At 66.5% G+C, this 15,528-nt stretch carries 19 protein-coding genes; 9 read left to right on the top strand and 10 right to left on the bottom strand.

The window, feature by feature from the left end; all coding sequences use genetic code 11:
* A partial coding sequence (locus JWQ89_RS15540) for a DUF6596 domain-containing protein (RefSeq protein WP_299642428.1) occupies nucleotides 1–849 on the top strand: 849 nt, incomplete at its 5' end.
* Here JWQ89_RS15540 and JWQ89_RS15535 read toward each other — a convergent pair.
* Both JWQ89_RS15535 and JWQ89_RS15530 read right to left on the bottom strand, forming a co-directional pair.
* Nucleotides 841–1,911 (bottom strand): DUF4037 domain-containing protein, encoded by a 1,071-nt coding sequence (locus tag JWQ89_RS15535; protein WP_299642427.1) that lies wholly within the window; start codon nucleotides 1,909–1,911, stop codon nucleotides 841–843. The two genes, JWQ89_RS15540 and JWQ89_RS15535, sit on opposite strands and share 9 nt — an antisense overlap.
* A gap of 101 nt (nucleotides 1,912–2,012) precedes the next feature.
* Nucleotides 2,013–2,807 (bottom strand): glutathione S-transferase family protein, encoded by a 795-nt coding sequence (locus tag JWQ89_RS15530; protein ID WP_299642426.1) that lies wholly within the window; start codon nucleotides 2,805–2,807, stop codon nucleotides 2,013–2,015.
* Between the two features lie 186 nt (nucleotides 2,808–2,993).
* Between JWQ89_RS15530 and JWQ89_RS15525 the strand changes: the two genes are divergently transcribed.
* Entirely contained in the window at nucleotides 2,994–3,947 is a 954-nt protein-coding gene (locus JWQ89_RS15525; RefSeq protein WP_299642425.1) for a LysR family transcriptional regulator, read from the top strand.
* A gap of 12 nt (nucleotides 3,948–3,959) precedes the next feature.
* Here the strand turns inward: JWQ89_RS15525 and JWQ89_RS15520 are convergent, their stop codons facing one another.
* Entirely contained in the window at nucleotides 3,960–4,619 is a 660-nt protein-coding gene (locus JWQ89_RS15520; RefSeq protein ID WP_299642424.1) for an NAD(P)-binding domain-containing protein, read from the bottom strand.
* Between the two features lie 424 nt (nucleotides 4,620–5,043).
* Between JWQ89_RS15520 and JWQ89_RS15515 the strand changes: the two genes are divergently transcribed.
* Complete coding sequence (locus JWQ89_RS15515) at nucleotides 5,044–5,517, top strand: DUF4389 domain-containing protein (protein ID WP_299642423.1); 474 nt, start codon at nucleotides 5,044–5,046, stop codon at nucleotides 5,515–5,517.
* 45 nt (nucleotides 5,518–5,562) lie between these two features.
* Here JWQ89_RS15515 and JWQ89_RS15510 read toward each other — a convergent pair whose 3' ends face one another.
* Together JWQ89_RS15510 and JWQ89_RS15505 are read right to left on the bottom strand one after the other, a co-directional pair.
* On the bottom strand, nucleotides 5,563–6,534 hold the full coding sequence (locus tag JWQ89_RS15510) for a patatin-like phospholipase family protein (RefSeq protein WP_299642422.1): 972 nt from the start codon (nucleotides 6,532–6,534) through the stop codon (nucleotides 5,563–5,565).
* A gap of 70 nt (nucleotides 6,535–6,604) precedes the next feature.
* Entirely contained in the window at nucleotides 6,605–7,063 is a 459-nt protein-coding gene (locus JWQ89_RS15505; RefSeq protein WP_299642421.1) for an SRPBCC domain-containing protein, read from the bottom strand.
* A gap of 107 nt (nucleotides 7,064–7,170) precedes the next feature.
* Here JWQ89_RS15505 and JWQ89_RS15500 point away from each other — a divergent pair, with 107 nt between their 5' ends.
* Complete coding sequence (locus JWQ89_RS15500; protein ID WP_299642420.1) at nucleotides 7,171–8,397, top strand: helix-turn-helix domain-containing protein; 1,227 nt, start codon at nucleotides 7,171–7,173, stop codon at nucleotides 8,395–8,397.
* A gap of 4 nt (nucleotides 8,398–8,401) precedes the next feature.
* On the top strand, nucleotides 8,402–9,061 hold the full coding sequence (locus JWQ89_RS15495) for a glutamine cyclotransferase (RefSeq protein ID WP_299642419.1): 660 nt from the start codon (nucleotides 8,402–8,404) through the stop codon (nucleotides 9,059–9,061).
* 58 nt (nucleotides 9,062–9,119) lie between these two features.
* On the opposite strand, the gene JWQ89_RS15490 is transcribed toward JWQ89_RS15495, so the two are convergent.
* Nucleotides 9,120–9,458 carry a YciI family protein gene (locus tag JWQ89_RS15490; protein ID WP_299642418.1) on the bottom strand — a complete coding sequence of 113 codons (339 nt, stop codon included), beginning with the start codon at nucleotides 9,456–9,458 and terminating at the stop codon, nucleotides 9,120–9,122.
* A 123-nt stretch (nucleotides 9,459–9,581) separates the two neighbouring features.
* Nucleotides 9,582–10,208 (bottom strand): TetR/AcrR family transcriptional regulator, encoded by a 627-nt coding sequence (locus JWQ89_RS15485; protein ID WP_299642417.1) that lies wholly within the window; start codon nucleotides 10,206–10,208, stop codon nucleotides 9,582–9,584.
* A gap of 176 nt (nucleotides 10,209–10,384) precedes the next feature.
* Between JWQ89_RS15485 and JWQ89_RS15480 the strand changes: the two genes are divergently transcribed.
* The 4 genes from JWQ89_RS15480 to JWQ89_RS15465 all read left to right on the top strand — a co-directional run bounded on the left by JWQ89_RS15480 (nucleotide 10,385) and on the right by JWQ89_RS15465 (nucleotide 14,239).
* Entirely contained in the window at nucleotides 10,385–11,524 is a 1,140-nt protein-coding gene (locus JWQ89_RS15480) for an alpha-hydroxy acid oxidase (protein WP_299642416.1), read from the top strand.
* Between the two features lie 271 nt (nucleotides 11,525–11,795).
* A complete protein-coding gene (locus JWQ89_RS15475) occupies nucleotides 11,796–12,356 on the top strand; it encodes an N-acetyltransferase (RefSeq protein ID WP_299642415.1) in 561 nt (186 codons plus the stop codon).
* 60 nt (nucleotides 12,357–12,416) lie between these two features.
* A complete protein-coding gene (locus JWQ89_RS15470; protein WP_299642414.1) occupies nucleotides 12,417–13,043 on the top strand; it encodes a CoA pyrophosphatase in 627 nt (208 codons plus the stop codon).
* On the top strand, nucleotides 13,040–14,239 hold the full coding sequence (locus tag JWQ89_RS15465; protein WP_299642413.1) for a CCA tRNA nucleotidyltransferase: 1,200 nt from the start codon (nucleotides 13,040–13,042) through the stop codon (nucleotides 14,237–14,239). Before JWQ89_RS15470 ends, JWQ89_RS15465 begins: the two co-directional genes overlap by 4 nt.
* A gap of 233 nt (nucleotides 14,240–14,472) precedes the next feature.
* Here the strand turns inward: JWQ89_RS15465 and JWQ89_RS15460 are convergent, their stop codons facing one another.
* The 3 genes from JWQ89_RS15460 to JWQ89_RS15450 all read right to left on the bottom strand — a co-directional run.
* A complete protein-coding gene (locus JWQ89_RS15460; protein WP_299642412.1) occupies nucleotides 14,473–14,661 on the bottom strand; it encodes a DUF1059 domain-containing protein in 189 nt (62 codons plus the stop codon).
* Between the two features lie 108 nt (nucleotides 14,662–14,769).
* A complete protein-coding gene (locus JWQ89_RS15455) occupies nucleotides 14,770–15,189 on the bottom strand; it encodes a hypothetical protein (RefSeq protein WP_299642411.1) in 420 nt (139 codons plus the stop codon).
* 153 nt (nucleotides 15,190–15,342) lie between these two features.
* Nucleotides 15,343–15,528: coproporphyrinogen III oxidase (locus JWQ89_RS15450; RefSeq protein ID WP_299642410.1), on the bottom strand; the 186-nt coding region annotated here is incomplete at its 5' end.

Genomic DNA, 15,528 nt, shown 5'->3' with positions numbered 1-15,528 from the left:
ACGACCGACGAGATCGCCCGCGCTGTCCTCACCAGCGAGGCGACGATCGCGCAGCGTATCGTCCGCGCCAAGAAGGCCATCACCCGGGCCGGATTGAGGTTCGCGGTGCCGCGGGGCGCCGAACGGGCGGCGCGGCTGCCCTCGGTGCTCGAGGTCATCTACCTCATCTTCAACGAAGGCTATGCGGCGACGACGGGCGACGACCTCGTCCGGCCGGGCCTTTGCCTAGAGGCGCAACGGCTCGGCCGCATCCTCGCCGGACTGATGCCCGGGGACGCCGAAGTGTTCGGCCTCCTCGCCCTGATGGAGATCCAGGCGTCGCGCCACAGGGCGCGCAGCGGCCCGGATGGCGGCTTCGTACCGCTCACCGAGCAGGATCGCGCGCGCTGGGACCAGTTGCTGATCCGCCGGGGCCTCGATGCGCTGGCCCGCGCCGAAGCGCTGGGCGCAGGCAGTGGGGGGAATTGGGGCCCGTATGTGCTGCAAGCCGCGATCGCCGCCTGTCACGCCCGCGCGCGGCGGGCCGCCGATACCGACTGGCAGCGCATCGCCGCGCTCTATGACCGGCTGCGCGTCGTCGCATCGTCGCCCGTGGTCGATCTCAATCGCGCGATCGCCCACAGCATGGCCTTCGGGCCCGAAGCGGGCCTCAGCCTTTTGGACGAGATCGGCGACGCCGCCGCGCTGCGCCACTATGCGCCCCTGCCGGCGGCCAGAGGCGACTTTCTGTTCCGGGCCGGACGCCTCGCCGAGGCCCGCTACGAATTCGAGGCAGCGGCGAGTCTCACCCGCAACGCCCGGGAAGCGGCCTTTCTCCTCGCCCGCGCAGACGCTTGCGGGTCAGCCTAACAGCGCCGTCATCATGCGTTGCGACGCGGACGGATTCTCGAGCAGGGGGGTCAGATCGCTCACCTGGTCCAGGGAGCCGACGACCGGTAGCTCCTTGACCCTAGGGTTCTCGATCCTCCTGATGGTTGCCTCGACCAGGTCGTCGGCATTGATCGTCGTGAAAGGCCGTTCGAAGTAGGGACCAATGACCGGCTCGAACTCGCCGCCGATGCCGTCCGCCAGTTGGCGATGCGCCAGCGCAAGATAGGCCGAGGCCAGTGCCTCTCCGCGCTCCTGCCATCGCTCGGCGAGCAACACGCGCTGCAACAGCGGCGAGAGGATTTCGGCAAAGGGCAGCTTTCCGAACGCGCTACCAAACCACTTCGAGTACGGTGCATAGCGGCGGCCGAGCAGGAAAGCCATGCGCATGACGTCACGCACGAGCCGGCTCGCGACGACACGGGAGCCGAGATCGTCGCCAACCTGTCCAGCTCGGCCAACAAAGGCCTGCTCCTCGGCAATACGCCGCCACTGACAGGCGATCTTGTAAAGCCACACGTCGTCCGGGAAATAGGCCAGTGCGGTTCGGGCACTGGTCAGGCGCTTGTCGTCATCGTGGAAAACGGCACCTCCCGTGAAGGCGAGAAGCCGCTGTTCGGCGAAACCCAGCCAATGCAGCGGACCAAGGTTGTCCACGGACCGAACGGCCAGCAGCCGTTCCAGCGTAGCCTCCAGGGTGTGGATTTCGAGGCCGTGCTCCAGGACGCCAACGGCATCCTTGCCGCTTGCCGGGGGATGAGGCCGGCTGCGCCATCCGATCGGCTCCCCTAGAAAGTGCGTCGGCGCGGCCGTCGAAAACTCGCTCACCAGCCGGTGGGCATGATCGTCAAAGCTTCCGCGATCGATGAACAGATGAACCCTGGGACCCCAGTTGTGGTCCCTCGACATCTCGTCATCCAGACCAAGCAACTCCGAGCCATATCCGACCAGGGCAGCCGAATGCTGGAGTCCGGGCGCAGCGGAACTCAACCAAGGCCGAACCACATCGAAGTAGAAGCGGCGCGAAAGCTCGATACCCTGCATGAACGTCCCCCAGCAAAGCTGCAATCTCATAGATGCCCCTGGGCTGATCAGGAAGCGGCTCGCTTGCGGCCGGTCATGTGTGGACGATCGAACCTTGCAGATCAGAGCAACCCCAAGGCCCGATCGCTCGCCGGGTGGCCGTATTTTTCGGCCGGTGGGTAGGGGCGGGTCTTCCAGTGCGGTTCGAGCACGAAGCTCGACTTCTCGCGCCCCGGCAGCAGCGCACCGTTCCCGGCGCCGAGAGCATAATCGTAGTAGAGTTTCACGACCTCTTCGCGAGAGGTCTGCTGCGCTGCGGGATGGGCAAGACAGGCCTGTCGCCAGCGGCGCACACGATCGAACCCCGGGCCTGCCGGCAGGTCGAAGCCTTCGTAGAATTCGAGGAACCAGAACCGCATGAAGATCGGGGTAAAAACCGCTTCGGCGAGCCCGAAATTCGAGAACAGGAAATCGCTGCGTGGGCTGTGTTCCATCAGGAAATCATTGATCTCAAGGAACAATTTCAGGAGCTTGTCCTGATGGGACTGTCGCGCATCGCGGTCCTGGTTCATCACGAGCATGTAGCCCGCGGTGGTGAAAGGACCCTCCTTTGCGATCAGCATTTGTTCGATCGCATGTTCGAACGGATCGCTCCGGCGTTGTCGCCCGCCGGCGATCGTTTCATCGAGGTAATCCAGAATGACCAGGCTTTCCTTGAGGATGCCCCCGTCTTCGGTTTCCATGACCGGGAGGGCGGTGGTCCCGCGAGTCTTCTGCAGCAGCACGGGATCCCGTGGCCTTGTGATGTCGACGACGCGGAACTCCACGGCGTCGGGATGCCCTTTCAGGTTCAGCAGGATTTCGGTCCGCTGACAGAATGGGCACACCGGAATGTGGTAGATGATCGGTTTTTGCATTTTCGATGCCTGGTCAGGTGTGAGCGCCAGATTTGTTCTGTGCCCAAAGGCGGGCCGGTGAATCGAAGGCTGTGCCGGGCCGCTGCTTTGTTCCCTCAGCGGGCACGGGCATCCCTCGCTGTTGATCGTCTACCGGCATTGAGGGTATGTGAGAAATCGATTGATCACATAGAAGCTATCGGCAGAATGAATTTTGCGACGTTCGATCTGAACCTGCTCCGAGTGCTGGACGCGATCCTGCGGGAAGGGTCGACGGTCAAGGCCGGCGAGCGGCTGGGGATGTCACAGTCTGCGGTGTCCGGGGCCCTTGCCCGGCTGCGTCTCTCGCTGAAGGACCAGCTTTTCGTTCGTCAGGGGCAGGGGCTGTCGCCCACCGATTATGCGCGCTCGCTCGCTATGCCGGTGCACGAGGAACTCGATCGGCTGGAGCAGCTCCTGGCGGGACCGGCAGCCTTCGATCCGGCTGCCGCTTCGCAGACGTTCAAACTGGCCGGCAGCGACTTCTTTGCCGAATGCCTCATGCCGGAGCTGGCCCATGCGCTTCAGACGCGGGCGCCCGGGATGCGCGTACAACTCGTCGATCTCGTCCCCCAAAGCTACGTGACGTCCCTCGAGCGCTACGAAGCCGACATGGCCCTGATACCGGATGCCGGCTTCCCCGATTGGACGGACCGGAAGCCGTTGTTCTGGTCGAGCTTCACCGCGATCGCCCGCAAGGGTCATCCCGAGATCGCCAAAGCGCAGGTTTCCCCTGGCGAGGTACTGCCCCTGGACCTCATCTGCACACTGGGCCACGTGCTGTTCTCCCCCGAAGGAAAACTCCGGGCCATGGGCGACGACGCGCTCGCACGGACGGGGCGCGAACGAAAGGTCGTCATGACGATGCCGGTTTTTTCCGGCGTTTGCCGCGCCGTAAGCGAAAGCGACCTGATTGCACTCGTCCCCCGGCAGTTTGCAGAAAAGGTCGCCCCGGCGCTGGGACTTGAGCTCTATCCGCTGCCGTTTCCCATCGACCCCGCGCTGATCGTAGGGGTGTGGCACAAGCGCTCGACTGCAAATGCGGCTCACAAGTGGATGCGCGACCTGGTCGCTTCGATCTTGCTGCGGCTCAACGAAGGTGAAGCCCGCTTGCCGGGTTGACGACGGGGGGCGCTACCGCATGTCGCGGTAGCGCATGGCTGCTGCGAGGCGGGTTTTCGGGTCCGATTCGCTGATGGGGTTGCCGTCGCCGAGATAGGCTGCGGTGTCGCGCTGGTAGCGCCAGCCCTCGGCGAGCGGGCCGACGTCCACGACGCCGTAGCCGATGGCGTCGAGGAACCCGGCGGCCTGTTTCCTCGCCTCCGCATCATTGCCCGCGATGGGGAGAAAGGTGCGGTCGGGGGCGCCGGCCGGGCGTCCGCGGGTCGCCAGGTGGCTGTAGGTGATGTTGTTGAACGCCTTGACGACGTGCGAGGCCGGCAGGTGCTCCTGCAGCAGTTCGCTGCTGGTGGTGCTCTCGTCCTCGAGGCGGGCGATCCTGCCGTCGCGCTGCGGGTAATAGTTGTTGGTGTCGATCACGGTCTTGCCGGCCAGTTCGGCTACCGGCACCTGCAGGTAGTTCTTCAGCGGAATGGTGACGACCGCGATGTCGGCGGCCGCCGCTGCCTCTGCCGGGGTTGCCGCCCGCGCCCGGGGGCCAAGTTCCGTGACGAGATCGGCCAGCGTTTCGGGGCCGCGTGAGTTGGAGAGGACGACGTCATAGCCGGCCGCGACCGCCAGTCGCGCCAGGGTGCTGCCGATATGGCCGCTGCCGATGAAACCGATGGTTGTCATGCTGGGTCCTCACTGTGAAGCGTTCACTGCGCCGAGGCCACGCCTCCGCAGGACATTTGCGGGCGGAGCGCGGGATGGCTCCGACGGACCCTAACCGCCGACCGGCGGCCGGGTTGCACTGGCGCGCCGCGACAACTCGAATGGGAACCCCGCCGGTGCGGCGAATTGGTGTGCCGTTGCGGACTCTGATAACGGTTGGTCCACGTCGACCCTGCTCGCCCCGGGGCCACGAGGTTGTCCCCGGCGCGCGAGGTACGAAATGCCTGAGACCACTCCCTATGCGTCTCGCCTCGAAATCGACTATCCGTAACACCTGGACCGATTCTCCACGCTACTGCCGCTGATCTGGGCCATTCCGATCCTTGTCATCCTGACGCTGCTCACCGGTACCGACACCTATCGCGTCGTCAACCAGGCCGGCACGGTGGTCGAGACGGGCGCCGGCGGCGTTTCGGCGGGCCTCTTCGTTGCAACGGCACTGATGATCGTGTTCCGGCAGCGCTACCCGCGCTGGTGGTTCGATTTCGCCCTGGAGCTGGGCCGGTTCGGGGCACGGGTGACTGCCTATCTGCTGCTGCTGACCGACCGGTATCCGTCCACGGTCGATGCCCAGTCGGTTCACCTCGAGGTCACCTATCCCGAGGTGGAGCGCGACCTGAACCGCTGGCTGCCGCTGGTCAAATGGCTGCTCGCCATGCCCCACTACATTGCATTGCTCGTGCTCGGCATCGTAGTCGTGGTGGTGACGATCATTGCATGGGTTATCATCCTCGTGACGGGGAGCTATCCGCGCGGGCTGTTCGACTTCGTCGTGGGCGTCGTCCGGTGGGCGACGCGGGTGTGGGCCTATGCCTTCCTGCTGGTGACGGACGCCTACCCCCCGTTCAGCCTGCGATAGGTTCGGGCATGCCCTTCGGCGTCGTCGGGCCGGGCGTCACCATCGTCAGAGGAACGTGAGGCGGGTCGCTTCCTGCTTGCCTTGGGCGTAAGCGGCACGGGCGGAGGGGATGCGGGTCGCCAGATCCATCTGGTTGGTGCCCATTGCGGCTCGGGAATCGGCGTCCGGGGTGATGACCTCGACGCGGCTGCCCTGCTTGCGCAGGGCCTCGACCTCGCTTGTGAGGTCCGCGCCCGGCGGTCTGCGCAGGCCCTCGAACTGGCCTGCCGGCAGCGGCCCGGTCCGTCCGCCGAACGGCGAGAGCACGATCACGTTCGCATAGCCGGAGGCAAGGTCGGCATTGTCGGCGGAGCGCACGCCACCGGAGATGTAACGCACACCGTTGATGCTGTGCGTGGGCCCCGCACCGGGCAATGCGGTGGCCGCGGTGGCCGCGTCAGCCAGCTCGACGCCGGAATCGCGGTCGAACGCGGCAAGCTCGCCGGTGTGCGCGTCGACGGCCACCACGATCATCGGCCGCTCCGGCCAGTCGGGGCGGGGCAATCTGGCGGCGACCAGCGCGCGCCGCTGTTGCGCCACCTCCGGTCCGAATCTGGCGTCGCTCTCCAGCCCGAACGCGCCCATCGCCCGTTGCAGATCGGCTGCCGTGGTGGCGGCGGCGGAAATGGCGCGCATGCGCTCGAACACCGTTTCCATCGGCAGTGACGGCGGCGGCGGCCGGTTCTGTCCGGCCGGCTGAACCGGCGGCGGAGACAGCACCGCGGCCAGCAGATCAGCCGGCGGTATGCCGCTGCGTACCTGCGCTGCCGCATTGGCGCCGGCCGAGGTGCCGATCACCAGATCGGCGGCCTCTGTCAGATCGACACCAGCTTCGGCGAGGCCCGCGATGAGACCGATCAGCCACGCATTTCCGGCGGCCCCACCACCGCCGAGAACCAGAGCAACGTTTTTTTGAACCATCTGCTCACTATTCAGCCCGTGGACACTCCTGTCCATCTGATTTGCAATGAGAACCATGGCCCGCCGGCAGCCTCGGGGCCATCCGCGGAGGGGCGGGCAGCGCCTGGGGCTGCCCGCCATCGAACCGTTATTCGAAGTCGTCCGGAGTTCCCCCGCCGCTCTCGATCAGGTTGCGCAGGCTGCGGGTGATGAGCCCGCTCCAGCCACTGGAGCAGGCGTCGAAGCATTCGACGGTCGGCACGAGCCCGCGATGCGTGAAGCGGACCTCGGTCTTGCCGTCCTTCTCGGCGATATCGAATACGAGGTCGGTGCCCTGCCACTCCGACTTGTCCTTGACGAAGTTCAGCGTGCCGTCGACGACGTGCCACACGACCTTGCGGCCGGGAACGAGTTCGACAGTCCGGTGCTTGCTGTAGTGGATGTCCTTGTAGCGATAGCTCCACTCTTCACCGAGTGTGTCGGTGTTGCCGTCGATGTCCTGGCCCCACCAGGCACGCGGATTGATGATGGCGTCGAACGCGGCCCTGGGGGTTTGATCCACGAGGATCACGGTCGAGAAATCATGAAGATCGATGGTATCAAGCATCTGGTGCTCCTGGTTGACTGGCAGCGGCCGGTGTGGCCGCGGCTGGTGACCCGGGGTGTAGCCCCGGTCTTCGAAGGGGCGAGAGTTACAAGTGTGGCGGGATTTGAATGGATGCTGTGATCACGGCAGCTGCCCATGCCCTGGCGGCCGGTGACGCGCTCGGCGCGCTGAAGCGGGTGGCGCTGCGTGACGACCCGCCGGCACTGGCGCTGCGCGGCATCGTGATGGCGCGGCTGGGCGACCTGGTTCGCGCCAAGGCCCTGCTGAAGAGCGCGGCGCGGGGGTTTGGCCCGCGGGAAGCGGTGGCGCGTGCGCGGTGTGTCGTCGCCGAAGCGGAAATCGCACTGGTGTCGCGCGACCTCTCGTGGCCGTCCAAAGCCCTCGAGGCGGCGCGGATGACGCTCGAAGCGCGGGGCGACCGCATCAATGCCGCGCATGCGCGCAACATCGAGGCTCGGCGGCTGCTGCTCGTCGGCCACCTCGACGAGGCGGAGCGGATGCTCGACGACCTCGACGCCGCGTTGCTCCCGCCGGCGTCGAGGGCGGCATATGAACTCACGGTTGCGGGCATCGCGATCCGGCGCCTGAAGACGACGCCGGCCCGGGCAGCGCTTGCCGGGGCGGAGCGCGCCGCGCATGAGGCGGGGATTCCCGCGCTGATTGCGGAGGTCGAGAGCGCATCCATCGCACTCGTCACACCGATGGCACGCCGGATCGCGCGCGGCGAGGAGCGCCCGCTGCGGCTGGAGGAGGTCGAAGCCCTCCTCGGTTCCGGGGCGCTGGTGGTGGATGCGTGCCGCAACGTGGTGCGGCATGATGACGTGGCGATCTCGCTGGCGACGCGTCCGGTCCTGTTGGCGCTGGTGCGAGCGATGGCGGAGGCATGGCCCGCGGACGTGCCGCGAAGCGCACTGCTCGCCCGCGCCTTCGGGGCGAGGCATGTCGACGAGTCCCATCGCGCGCGGTTGCGGGTCGAGATGGGGAGGCTTCGCGCCGAGCTTGCGCCGATCGCGGAGGTGAGCGCGACCAAGCGCGGCTTTGCGCTGTCGCCGCGCAGCGCACGCGACGTCGTGGTGCTGGCTCCGCCAGTCGACGAACAGTATGGATCGGTGCTTGCCTTCCTCGCCGATGGCGAGGCGTGGTCGAGCTCGGCACTGGCAATTGCGCTCGGAACGAGCCCGCGCACCGTGCAACGCGCGCTGGATGCGCTTGCCATCGAGGGCAAGGCGCAGGCATTCGGAAATGGCCGGGCCCGCCGATGGACGACTCCGTCGGTGCCGGGTTTCCCGACGACCTTGTTACTCCCCGGTCCCCTGCCGGGACGACTAGAGTGAAGCGATGAAACATTCAGCAGCCGAAATCCTCCGCGAGTATGGGCCCTTTCCTGGCGTCGAGGAGGTCGCCGGAGTGACCTTCGATGGCGAACTCGTGTGGTTTGCCAGCGGCGACAGGCTCAACGCGTTCGATCCCGAAAGCGGCGAGGTGGTGCGCGTCATCGATATCGCCGCGCACGCTGGAACAGCGTTCGATGGAGAGTACCTCTATCAGATTGCCGAGGACCGCATTCAGAAGGTCGACCCGAAGACCGGCGAAGTGCTGGCGACGATTCCGGCACCCGGGGGCGGCGGCGACTCGGGACTGGCGTGGGCGGAGGGTACGCTTTGGGTGGGCCAGCACCGCGGCCGGGTGATCCACCAGATCGATGCCGGCACAGGGGCGGTTCTGCGCACCACCGAGTCCAACCGGATGGTCACCGGCGTCACCTGGACGGATGGCGAGCTCTGGCATGGCACCTGGGAGGGCGAGGAGAGTGAACTGAGGCGGGTCGATCCGGAGACGGGAGCCGTGATGGAGAAGCTCAGCATGCCGCCGGCAACAATCGGGTCGGGGCTGGAGTCCGATGGCGGCGAGCGGTTCTTCGCCGGAGGCGGGCGCAGCGGCAAAGTGCGCGCCATTCGACGGCCCAAGCGCGTTGACCGGGTTGGCAAACGCGCCTGAGCCAACGCAGGCACCTGTTCCGCATGCCGCCAGGACCCTGGAGGCATGCTGCTCGGCGTCAGTGGAACGGGCGCACCTCGACCGGCGCCCGACAGGCGACGGCGGCCTTGCGCCCCCAGGCCAACGCCTCGTCCAGGTCCGAGGCTTCCAGCACCCAGAGACCGCCCATGTGCTCCTTGGTCTCGATATAGGGCCCGTCGGTGACGAGCAGTTTTCCGTCGGGTTTCGCCCGCACCGACTTCGCGCTGCTGGGCGGCTGCAGGCCGCCGACGAAAATCCTGACACCGGCAGCCACCATCTCGACGTTGAGTGCGGTGATGTCGGCGCGCATGGCCTCGTCTTCCACGGACGAGTCGTAGTCATCGGGATGGTGAATGGCGACCAGGTACTGGGTCATGTTTCTCTCCTCAATCGCTTGGGGCGGCCGGTTGGCCTGCCGTCACTGCATAGCCGAACGGCCGGTGCGGAATTCGACAAATCACCGAAGATAATTCCGGCCGCCGAAGGCGTGCGTGAACTTCTAGGTCGTCTCGTGGGAGCGGGCTGCCGGCTCTGCGGCGATGGAACCTGAGGTGGTGCGGGGGTGCATCAGCAGGGTCCTCGCGGCAGCGGCCGCGGCGTCCGCATAGCTGCGATCGCCGCGGATCACGATCATCAGCATGGCGCCCTCGATCAGCAGCATCAGTTCGCGCCCCCGCTCGTCGGGATGATCGAGGCCCGCGTCGGCCAGAACCCCCGAGAGATAGGTTTCAACGGCGGACTTGTGCCGACGTGCGATCAGCCTCGCGGGATGTCCCGGGAGATCCGTGAGCTCCATGGCGAGGCGGGTGTAGCCCGATCCGGCCCATTTCGCTTTCGACGACCAGACGACCAGCTCGCGAAACAGGTCATCGATGAACCTCAGCGCATCTCCGGTCGGGCTGATGCCGTATGGATCGGGGGTCATGAAGAAGCGCTTGTGCTGGGCTTCGAGCACGGCGGCCAGCAGGTCGTCCTTGCTGGGGAAGTGGTTGTAGAGGGTGCGCTTGGTGACTCCGGACGCTGCCGCGATCTCATCTATGCCGCTGCGAAAGAACCCTGTCTTGCGGAACTGCCGAAAGGCCGCATGCAGGATCTTTTCTCGTGTCTCGATGGTCGAACGGGGCATGGGGCAAGTTTACCCGTTGCCGCAGTATACCCGCTAGTGAATTTACATCCGGGCCAAACAGACGATGCCATGCAACGCGACACTTCAGCCATGAGGTCCTTGCAATGGATACGCTCTCCACTACGTCGGTTCGGACTGCAGCACCCGCTCGCGTCAAGGCTCGTCGCGCCCCGGCAATGGCGAAGATGACCTGCATAGAGGATCTTCGCCGCGTGGCGCGCCGGAAGGTGCCCAGAGCTTTCTTCGGCTACGCGGAGGCGGGCTCCTATTCGGAACAGACCCTGCGGGCCAACGTCGCGGACCTCGAGGGGGTGTTGCTGCGCCAGCGCGTCCTCGTCGACATCTCGCGACGAAGCACGAGCTCCACGATGCTGGGCGAACGGGTGGCTCTGCCGATTGCGCTCGGACCCATCGGCATCGGCGGGCTGCAGCGGGGGAACGGGGAAATCCTTGCCTGTCGTGCCGCGCAGGCCGCCGGGGTTCCGTATACGCTGCGCACCCTGGCCATTTGCTCGATCGAGGACGTCGCTGCTGCGGTCGAGCAGCCATTCTGGTTCCAGCTCTACGTCATGAAGGACAGGGGATTCGCGCGCTCGCTCATCGAGCGTGCCATTGCGGCCAGGTGCAGCGCCCTGGTTCTCACGGTCGACCTGCAGGTTCTCGGGCAGCGGCACGCCGACATCAAGAACGGCCTCTCGGTTCCCCCGGCGATCAAGATCGCGAACCTGATCAACATGGCAACCAAGCCGGCCTGGGCCTACAGCGTCCTCACGGGAAAGCGCCGGACCTTCGGCAACCTCGCGGGGCACGTCAGGGGCAAGGCCAGGGTCAAGGCGCTCACCGAGTGGATCGCGCATCAGTTCGACGAGACGCTGAGCTGGAAGGATGTGGAGTGGATACGCAGCATCTGGCCCGGGAAATTGCTCATCAAGGGCATTCTCGACGTCGAGGATGCAAGGCTCGCGGCCAAGTCGGGCGCTGCCGCGATCGTCGTTTCCAACCATGGCGGCCGCCAGCTGGACGGCACGGCGTCCTCGATATCGACGCTGCCAAGGATCGCGGACGCCGTCGGCTCGGACATCGAGGTGCTGTTCGATGGCGGCATTCGATCGGGGCAGGATGTCATGCGGGCGCTCGCACTTGGCGCCCGGGGGTGCATACTCGGGCGGGCCTACGTCTATGGGCTCGGCGCGGGAGGACAGGCCGGGGTGGAACGGGCCATCGAGATCATCCGCAAGGAGCTGGACGTCACCATGGGGCTTACCGGGGTGAACGGCATTGCCGAGATCGGACGCCACAATCTGGTCGAGCGCTAGACGGCGGACGCGTGCGGCGAGGAGCCGATGCCGGGGGCGCGTTGAAGCCGGGCGGGCAAATCGAAGCCTGCGGTCTTGAAATTTGGCTGCATCTCCATAATTTTGCGTGGACGCATTGGCCGGCACGGTGCTAATGCGCGTTTCAGACGTCAGGAGGCGTCCAGGATGGAGAAGGCATTTCAGGTGACCCGACGACCGTAATCGGTCGGTGGCTGGTGCGAATCGCGCGCTGGCACGTTTGTCCTCGTCTCTCGATTCCTGGACCCGTCACATGATCTCGCCTTCCGTCTCCGTCGCTGCCGAGGCAGCGCCTCCGCAATCTGGCCTGCCCTCCGTTCGCTTCGCCACTCCCAGGGACGACCAGTTCGTCGAGGACCTGCAGGCGCTTGCCTTCGGCCCCGGCCGGTTTGCCCGTACCGCCTTCCGGGTGCGCGAGCGCTTTCCGATCGATGCATCGCTGAGTCTCATCGCCGAGGTGGATGGCGTTGCGTGCGGTTCGGTGTGGATGACGCCGATCAGCGTCGGAGGCATTGACGGGTACCTCCTGGGACCGCTGGCGACGCACCCGGATTTCCGCAAGCGCGGCGCCGGCAAGCTCCTCGCCAAGGAAGTGACGCGGATCGCGCTCGAGCGCGGCGAAGGCAGCTTCGTGCTGCTGGTCGGCGACCGGGACTATTACTGCCCGCTCGGCTGGGTGCCGACGCAGCCCGGCGCCATCGAGTTTCCCGGTCCGGTGGATCCCAGCCGCGTGCTGGTCAACTCGAACGATCCGACGATGGCGGTCCGGCTGGCGGGCCCGATCAAGGCGTTCGGCGCGAGCAAGCGGTCGTAGGCCCTTGCGCATCGGGTGATCGGTCCGCAATCTCTGCGATCATTCATTGCCGGAGCCCAGGTGCCGCACGACGACGCCCTCATTGCCAGAATCAGCGGCCGGCTGCTGCGCGAACCTGAACCGTTCGACGCGGGGGCCGACCTGTGGCCCGACTGGGTGCCGGACAATCCGCCGGTTCGGCCGCCGGTGCCGGCCGCGGTGCTGATCGCGCTGGTGCGGCGCGCCGAGGGGCTTTCCGTGCTCTATACCGAGCGCTCGCCGCATCTGAGGTCCCATTCGGGGCAGATCGCGTTTCCCGGCGGAAAGGTCGACCCGACCGACCGTGACGCGGCGGACGCGGCATTGCGCGAGGCCACCGAGGAGGTGCAGCTCGACCGCAGTGAGGCGCGGGTGCTGGGCTTCATGCCGCTCTACTATACCGGCACCAACTACCTGATCACGCCGGTGGTGGCGCTGGTCGAACCGAGCGGGCCGTTCATTCCCAATCCGGGCGAGGTGCGATCGGTGTTCGAGGTGCCGCTCGACTACCTGATGGCGCCCGGCAGCTTCACGACGCTCTACATCCGGCGGAACGAGCGGGAGCACAGTACGTGGCAAATCGAGCACAGCGGGCTTGTCATCTGGGGGATAACAGCGAACCTTACACGTCGCTTCCATGATCTGGCATTGAGCCCGGAGAACGGTTGAACAAGTCGGGCGAAATCGAGGACCGCCTCAGGCGCGCCGAATGGCTGATGCGGCCCGAAACGCAGCGGATCATCGCGCTACTCGATGGCGCCGGCGGACGGACCCGTGCGGTGGGCGGGATCGTGCGCGACACGCTGCTGGAGCTGCCCCGCGACGCCTCCGATATCGACCTTGCGACGGAGCTGTTGCCCGAGGAGGTGACGCTGAGGGCGAAGCGCGCCGGACTTTCGGTCTATCCGACCGGCATCGAGCACGGCACGGTGACGCTGATGCTCGACACGCTCACGGCCGAGGTGACGACGCTGCGCGAGGATGTCGAGACCGATGGACGGCATGCGGTGGTGAGGTTCGGCACCGACTGGAAGCGCGACGCGATGCGGCGCGATTTCACGCTCAATGCGCTCTATGCGGATATGGATGGCAGCCTCTACGACCCGCTCCACGGCATCGAGGACTGCCTCGCGCGCAAGGTGCGGTTCATCGGCAGGCCGGCCGAGCGGATCGCGGAGGACCGGCTGCGGGTCTATCGGTTCTTCCGCTTCTCGGCGAGCCATGCGGGGGAAGAGCTGGACCGCGACGGGCTGGCGGCCTGCCGGGCGGCGGCGGATACGCTGGGGAACCTGGCGGCCGAGCGGGTCGGTGCGGAGATGCGGCGGATGCTGGCGCTGCCGCGCGTCGCCAATACGCTGAAGGCAATGCGCGAGGCGGAGATCCTGCCGGTAGCGGAGCAGGCGGTGCGGCTGCTGCATGCCTATGAGCGGCGGGTGCGGAAGCCCGAATACAGCGCGCGGCTGGCGATCCTCATTGCAGAACTGGGGGCGGACCGGCTGCAGGCGATGTGGCGGCTGTCGAACGACGAGATCCGCACCGCCGAGATGATCCTCACGGCGGCGCGGCTGATCTCGGACTTCCGGCTCAACGAGGCGGCCTATCGGCTTCCGGGGGCGCTGGCCGACGGCATCGAGGTGGCGGCGACGCTCTCCAACTGGGGCGATGCCGGCAAGCTCGCGGTCATCGAACAACTGGGGCGGCTCGACGTGCCGCGCTTTCCGATCGGGGGGAACGACCTCGTCGGCCTCGGCATGGTGCCGGGCCGGGCGCTGGGGCGGGAGCTCGAGCGGCTGGAGCAGGCCTGGATCGAGAGCGGGTTCGTGCTCGACCGGCAGGCGTTGCTGGGGATGGCGAGAGCCACCTAGAGTGGTTCAAAGTTCACTGAACGGGCGAGGGCGCTGACCTGCGAGACCGCTGAAACCGCAACATACTCGGTGTCATCCCGGCGAAAGCTGGACCCAACTCTCCTCCGGTTCAGGCTGCGCAATGGGTCCCAGCTTTCGCCGGGATGACATCGGTGGGGGTGGCGGGAGGTGAACCCCAACCGCTGCCTGCCGCTGACGTTCGGCGGCAGGGTTTCCTCAAGACATGAAACCCGTCAGTGCAGGGCTTCGTCCTTCTCGTGGATGCGGGCCTTGATCTCGTCGACCATGTTGGGACGGATGAGTTCCTCCCCGTGGGCGGTGCGGAGATGCTCGGCGGCGCGGCGGACGACTTCCGCGCTTTCCTTGGCCTCGGTGTGCCAGGTGCAGCCCGGGACGAGGGTGCCACATTCGAACGACTTCATGGTTCTGCTCCATCGTGGGTGGCAGGGTATGTGGCCACAACAATGCGGCAGCGACGGGGCCGGAGGGCTGGCAGCCCGCGCGCCGGGGCGCGCGGGCTGGAGCGTGAATCAGGAGACGTAAAGCTGGACCGCGCCCTTGCCGGCCGGGGCGATGTCGATCACCTGATTGACCGAGATGTGGTTGGCGGCGAGCAGCCGCATGGCGGCGGGGTCGGCCTTCAGTGCTTCGCGCAGCAGGTGGATCGACTGGTCGCTGGAGTTGAGGGTGTCCAGAGCGGTGCTGGCATCGCCGCCGTCGGCCCAGGCGGTATCGAACCTCACCACGGTCACCTTGGTGGCGTGCAACAGGTCGGCGACTTCGGCGCGGTTGAAGGTCTGGAGCTGTTCGCCGAAAGCGCTGACCGACATGCCCTTGCCGGGGGCGGCGAGGGTGAAGGGGGGCGTCGAGGCGAATGCCGGGGCGGCGGCGGCGAAAAGCAGGGCCGCAGTGATCGTGGTGGCTCCGAGGCCCTTGAGAGTCTTGTTCATCTTGAACTCCTCGTCAGCGAAATGATCGCGGCTCCGTTGCGCTGGCTGGAACCGTGGGCGGTGCGATTGCACCGGCGCTTCGAATCTAGGAGCGGGCCCGTCCGGGCGGTAGTTTCCGGCGGCTTAAGCTTCGGCAAGGTTGGTAAGACCGGCTCAGGGCCAGCGCACCTCGGGGGGCAGCGAGGAGAGGATGGAGTTGACGTTGCCGCCGGTCTTCAGGCCGAAGGTGGTGCCGCGGTCGTAGAGCAGGTTGAACTCGACGTAGCGGCCGCGGCGGACCAGTTGCTCCTCGCGGTCGGCATCGGTCCAGGCGGTCTCGAAGTTGCGGCGGACGAGGGC

Source organism: Devosia sp. (assembly GCF_028290645.1).
Taxonomy (GTDB): domain Bacteria; phylum Pseudomonadota; class Alphaproteobacteria; order Rhizobiales; family Devosiaceae; genus Devosia_A.
The sequence above is the reverse complement of the archived record's forward strand: the minus strand, read 5'-3'. Positions and strand labels throughout refer to the sequence as shown.

Excerpts from the sequence above, each read along its gene's own strand:
- JWQ89_RS15535 (WP_299642427.1), bottom strand. The coding sequence starts at position 1,911 with ATGCAGGGTATCGAGCTTTCGCGCCGCTTCTACTTCGATGTGGTTCGG.
- JWQ89_RS15530 (WP_299642426.1), bottom strand. The coding sequence starts at position 2,807 with ATGCAAAAACCGATCATCTACCACATTCCGGTGTGCCCATTCTGTCAG.
- JWQ89_RS15525 (WP_299642425.1), top strand. The coding sequence starts at position 2,994 with ATGAATTTTGCGACGTTCGATCTGAACCTGCTCCGAGTGCTGGACGCG.
- JWQ89_RS15520 (WP_299642424.1), bottom strand. The coding sequence starts at position 4,619 with ATGACAACCATCGGTTTCATCGGCAGCGGCCATATCGGCAGCACCCTG.
- JWQ89_RS15510 (WP_299642422.1), bottom strand. The coding sequence starts at position 6,534 with ATGGTTCTCATTGCAAATCAGATGGACAGGAGTGTCCACGGGCTGAAT.
- JWQ89_RS15505 (WP_299642421.1), bottom strand. The coding sequence starts at position 7,063 with ATGCTTGATACCATCGATCTTCATGATTTCTCGACCGTGATCCTCGTG.
- JWQ89_RS15500 (WP_299642420.1), top strand. The coding sequence starts at position 7,171 with ATGGATGCTGTGATCACGGCAGCTGCCCATGCCCTGGCGGCCGGTGAC.
- JWQ89_RS15495 (WP_299642419.1), top strand. The coding sequence starts at position 8,402 with ATGAAACATTCAGCAGCCGAAATCCTCCGCGAGTATGGGCCCTTTCCT.
- JWQ89_RS15490 (WP_299642418.1), bottom strand. The coding sequence starts at position 9,458 with ATGACCCAGTACCTGGTCGCCATTCACCATCCCGATGACTACGACTCG.
- JWQ89_RS15485 (WP_299642417.1), bottom strand. The coding sequence starts at position 10,208 with ATGCCCCGTTCGACCATCGAGACACGAGAAAAGATCCTGCATGCGGCC.
- JWQ89_RS15480 (WP_299642416.1), top strand. The coding sequence starts at position 10,385 with ATGGCGAAGATGACCTGCATAGAGGATCTTCGCCGCGTGGCGCGCCGG.
- JWQ89_RS15475 (WP_299642415.1), top strand. The coding sequence starts at position 11,796 with ATGATCTCGCCTTCCGTCTCCGTCGCTGCCGAGGCAGCGCCTCCGCAA.
- JWQ89_RS15460 (WP_299642412.1), bottom strand. The coding sequence starts at position 14,661 with ATGAAGTCGTTCGAATGTGGCACCCTCGTCCCGGGCTGCACCTGGCAC.
- JWQ89_RS15455 (WP_299642411.1), bottom strand. The coding sequence starts at position 15,189 with ATGAACAAGACTCTCAAGGGCCTCGGAGCCACCACGATCACTGCGGCC.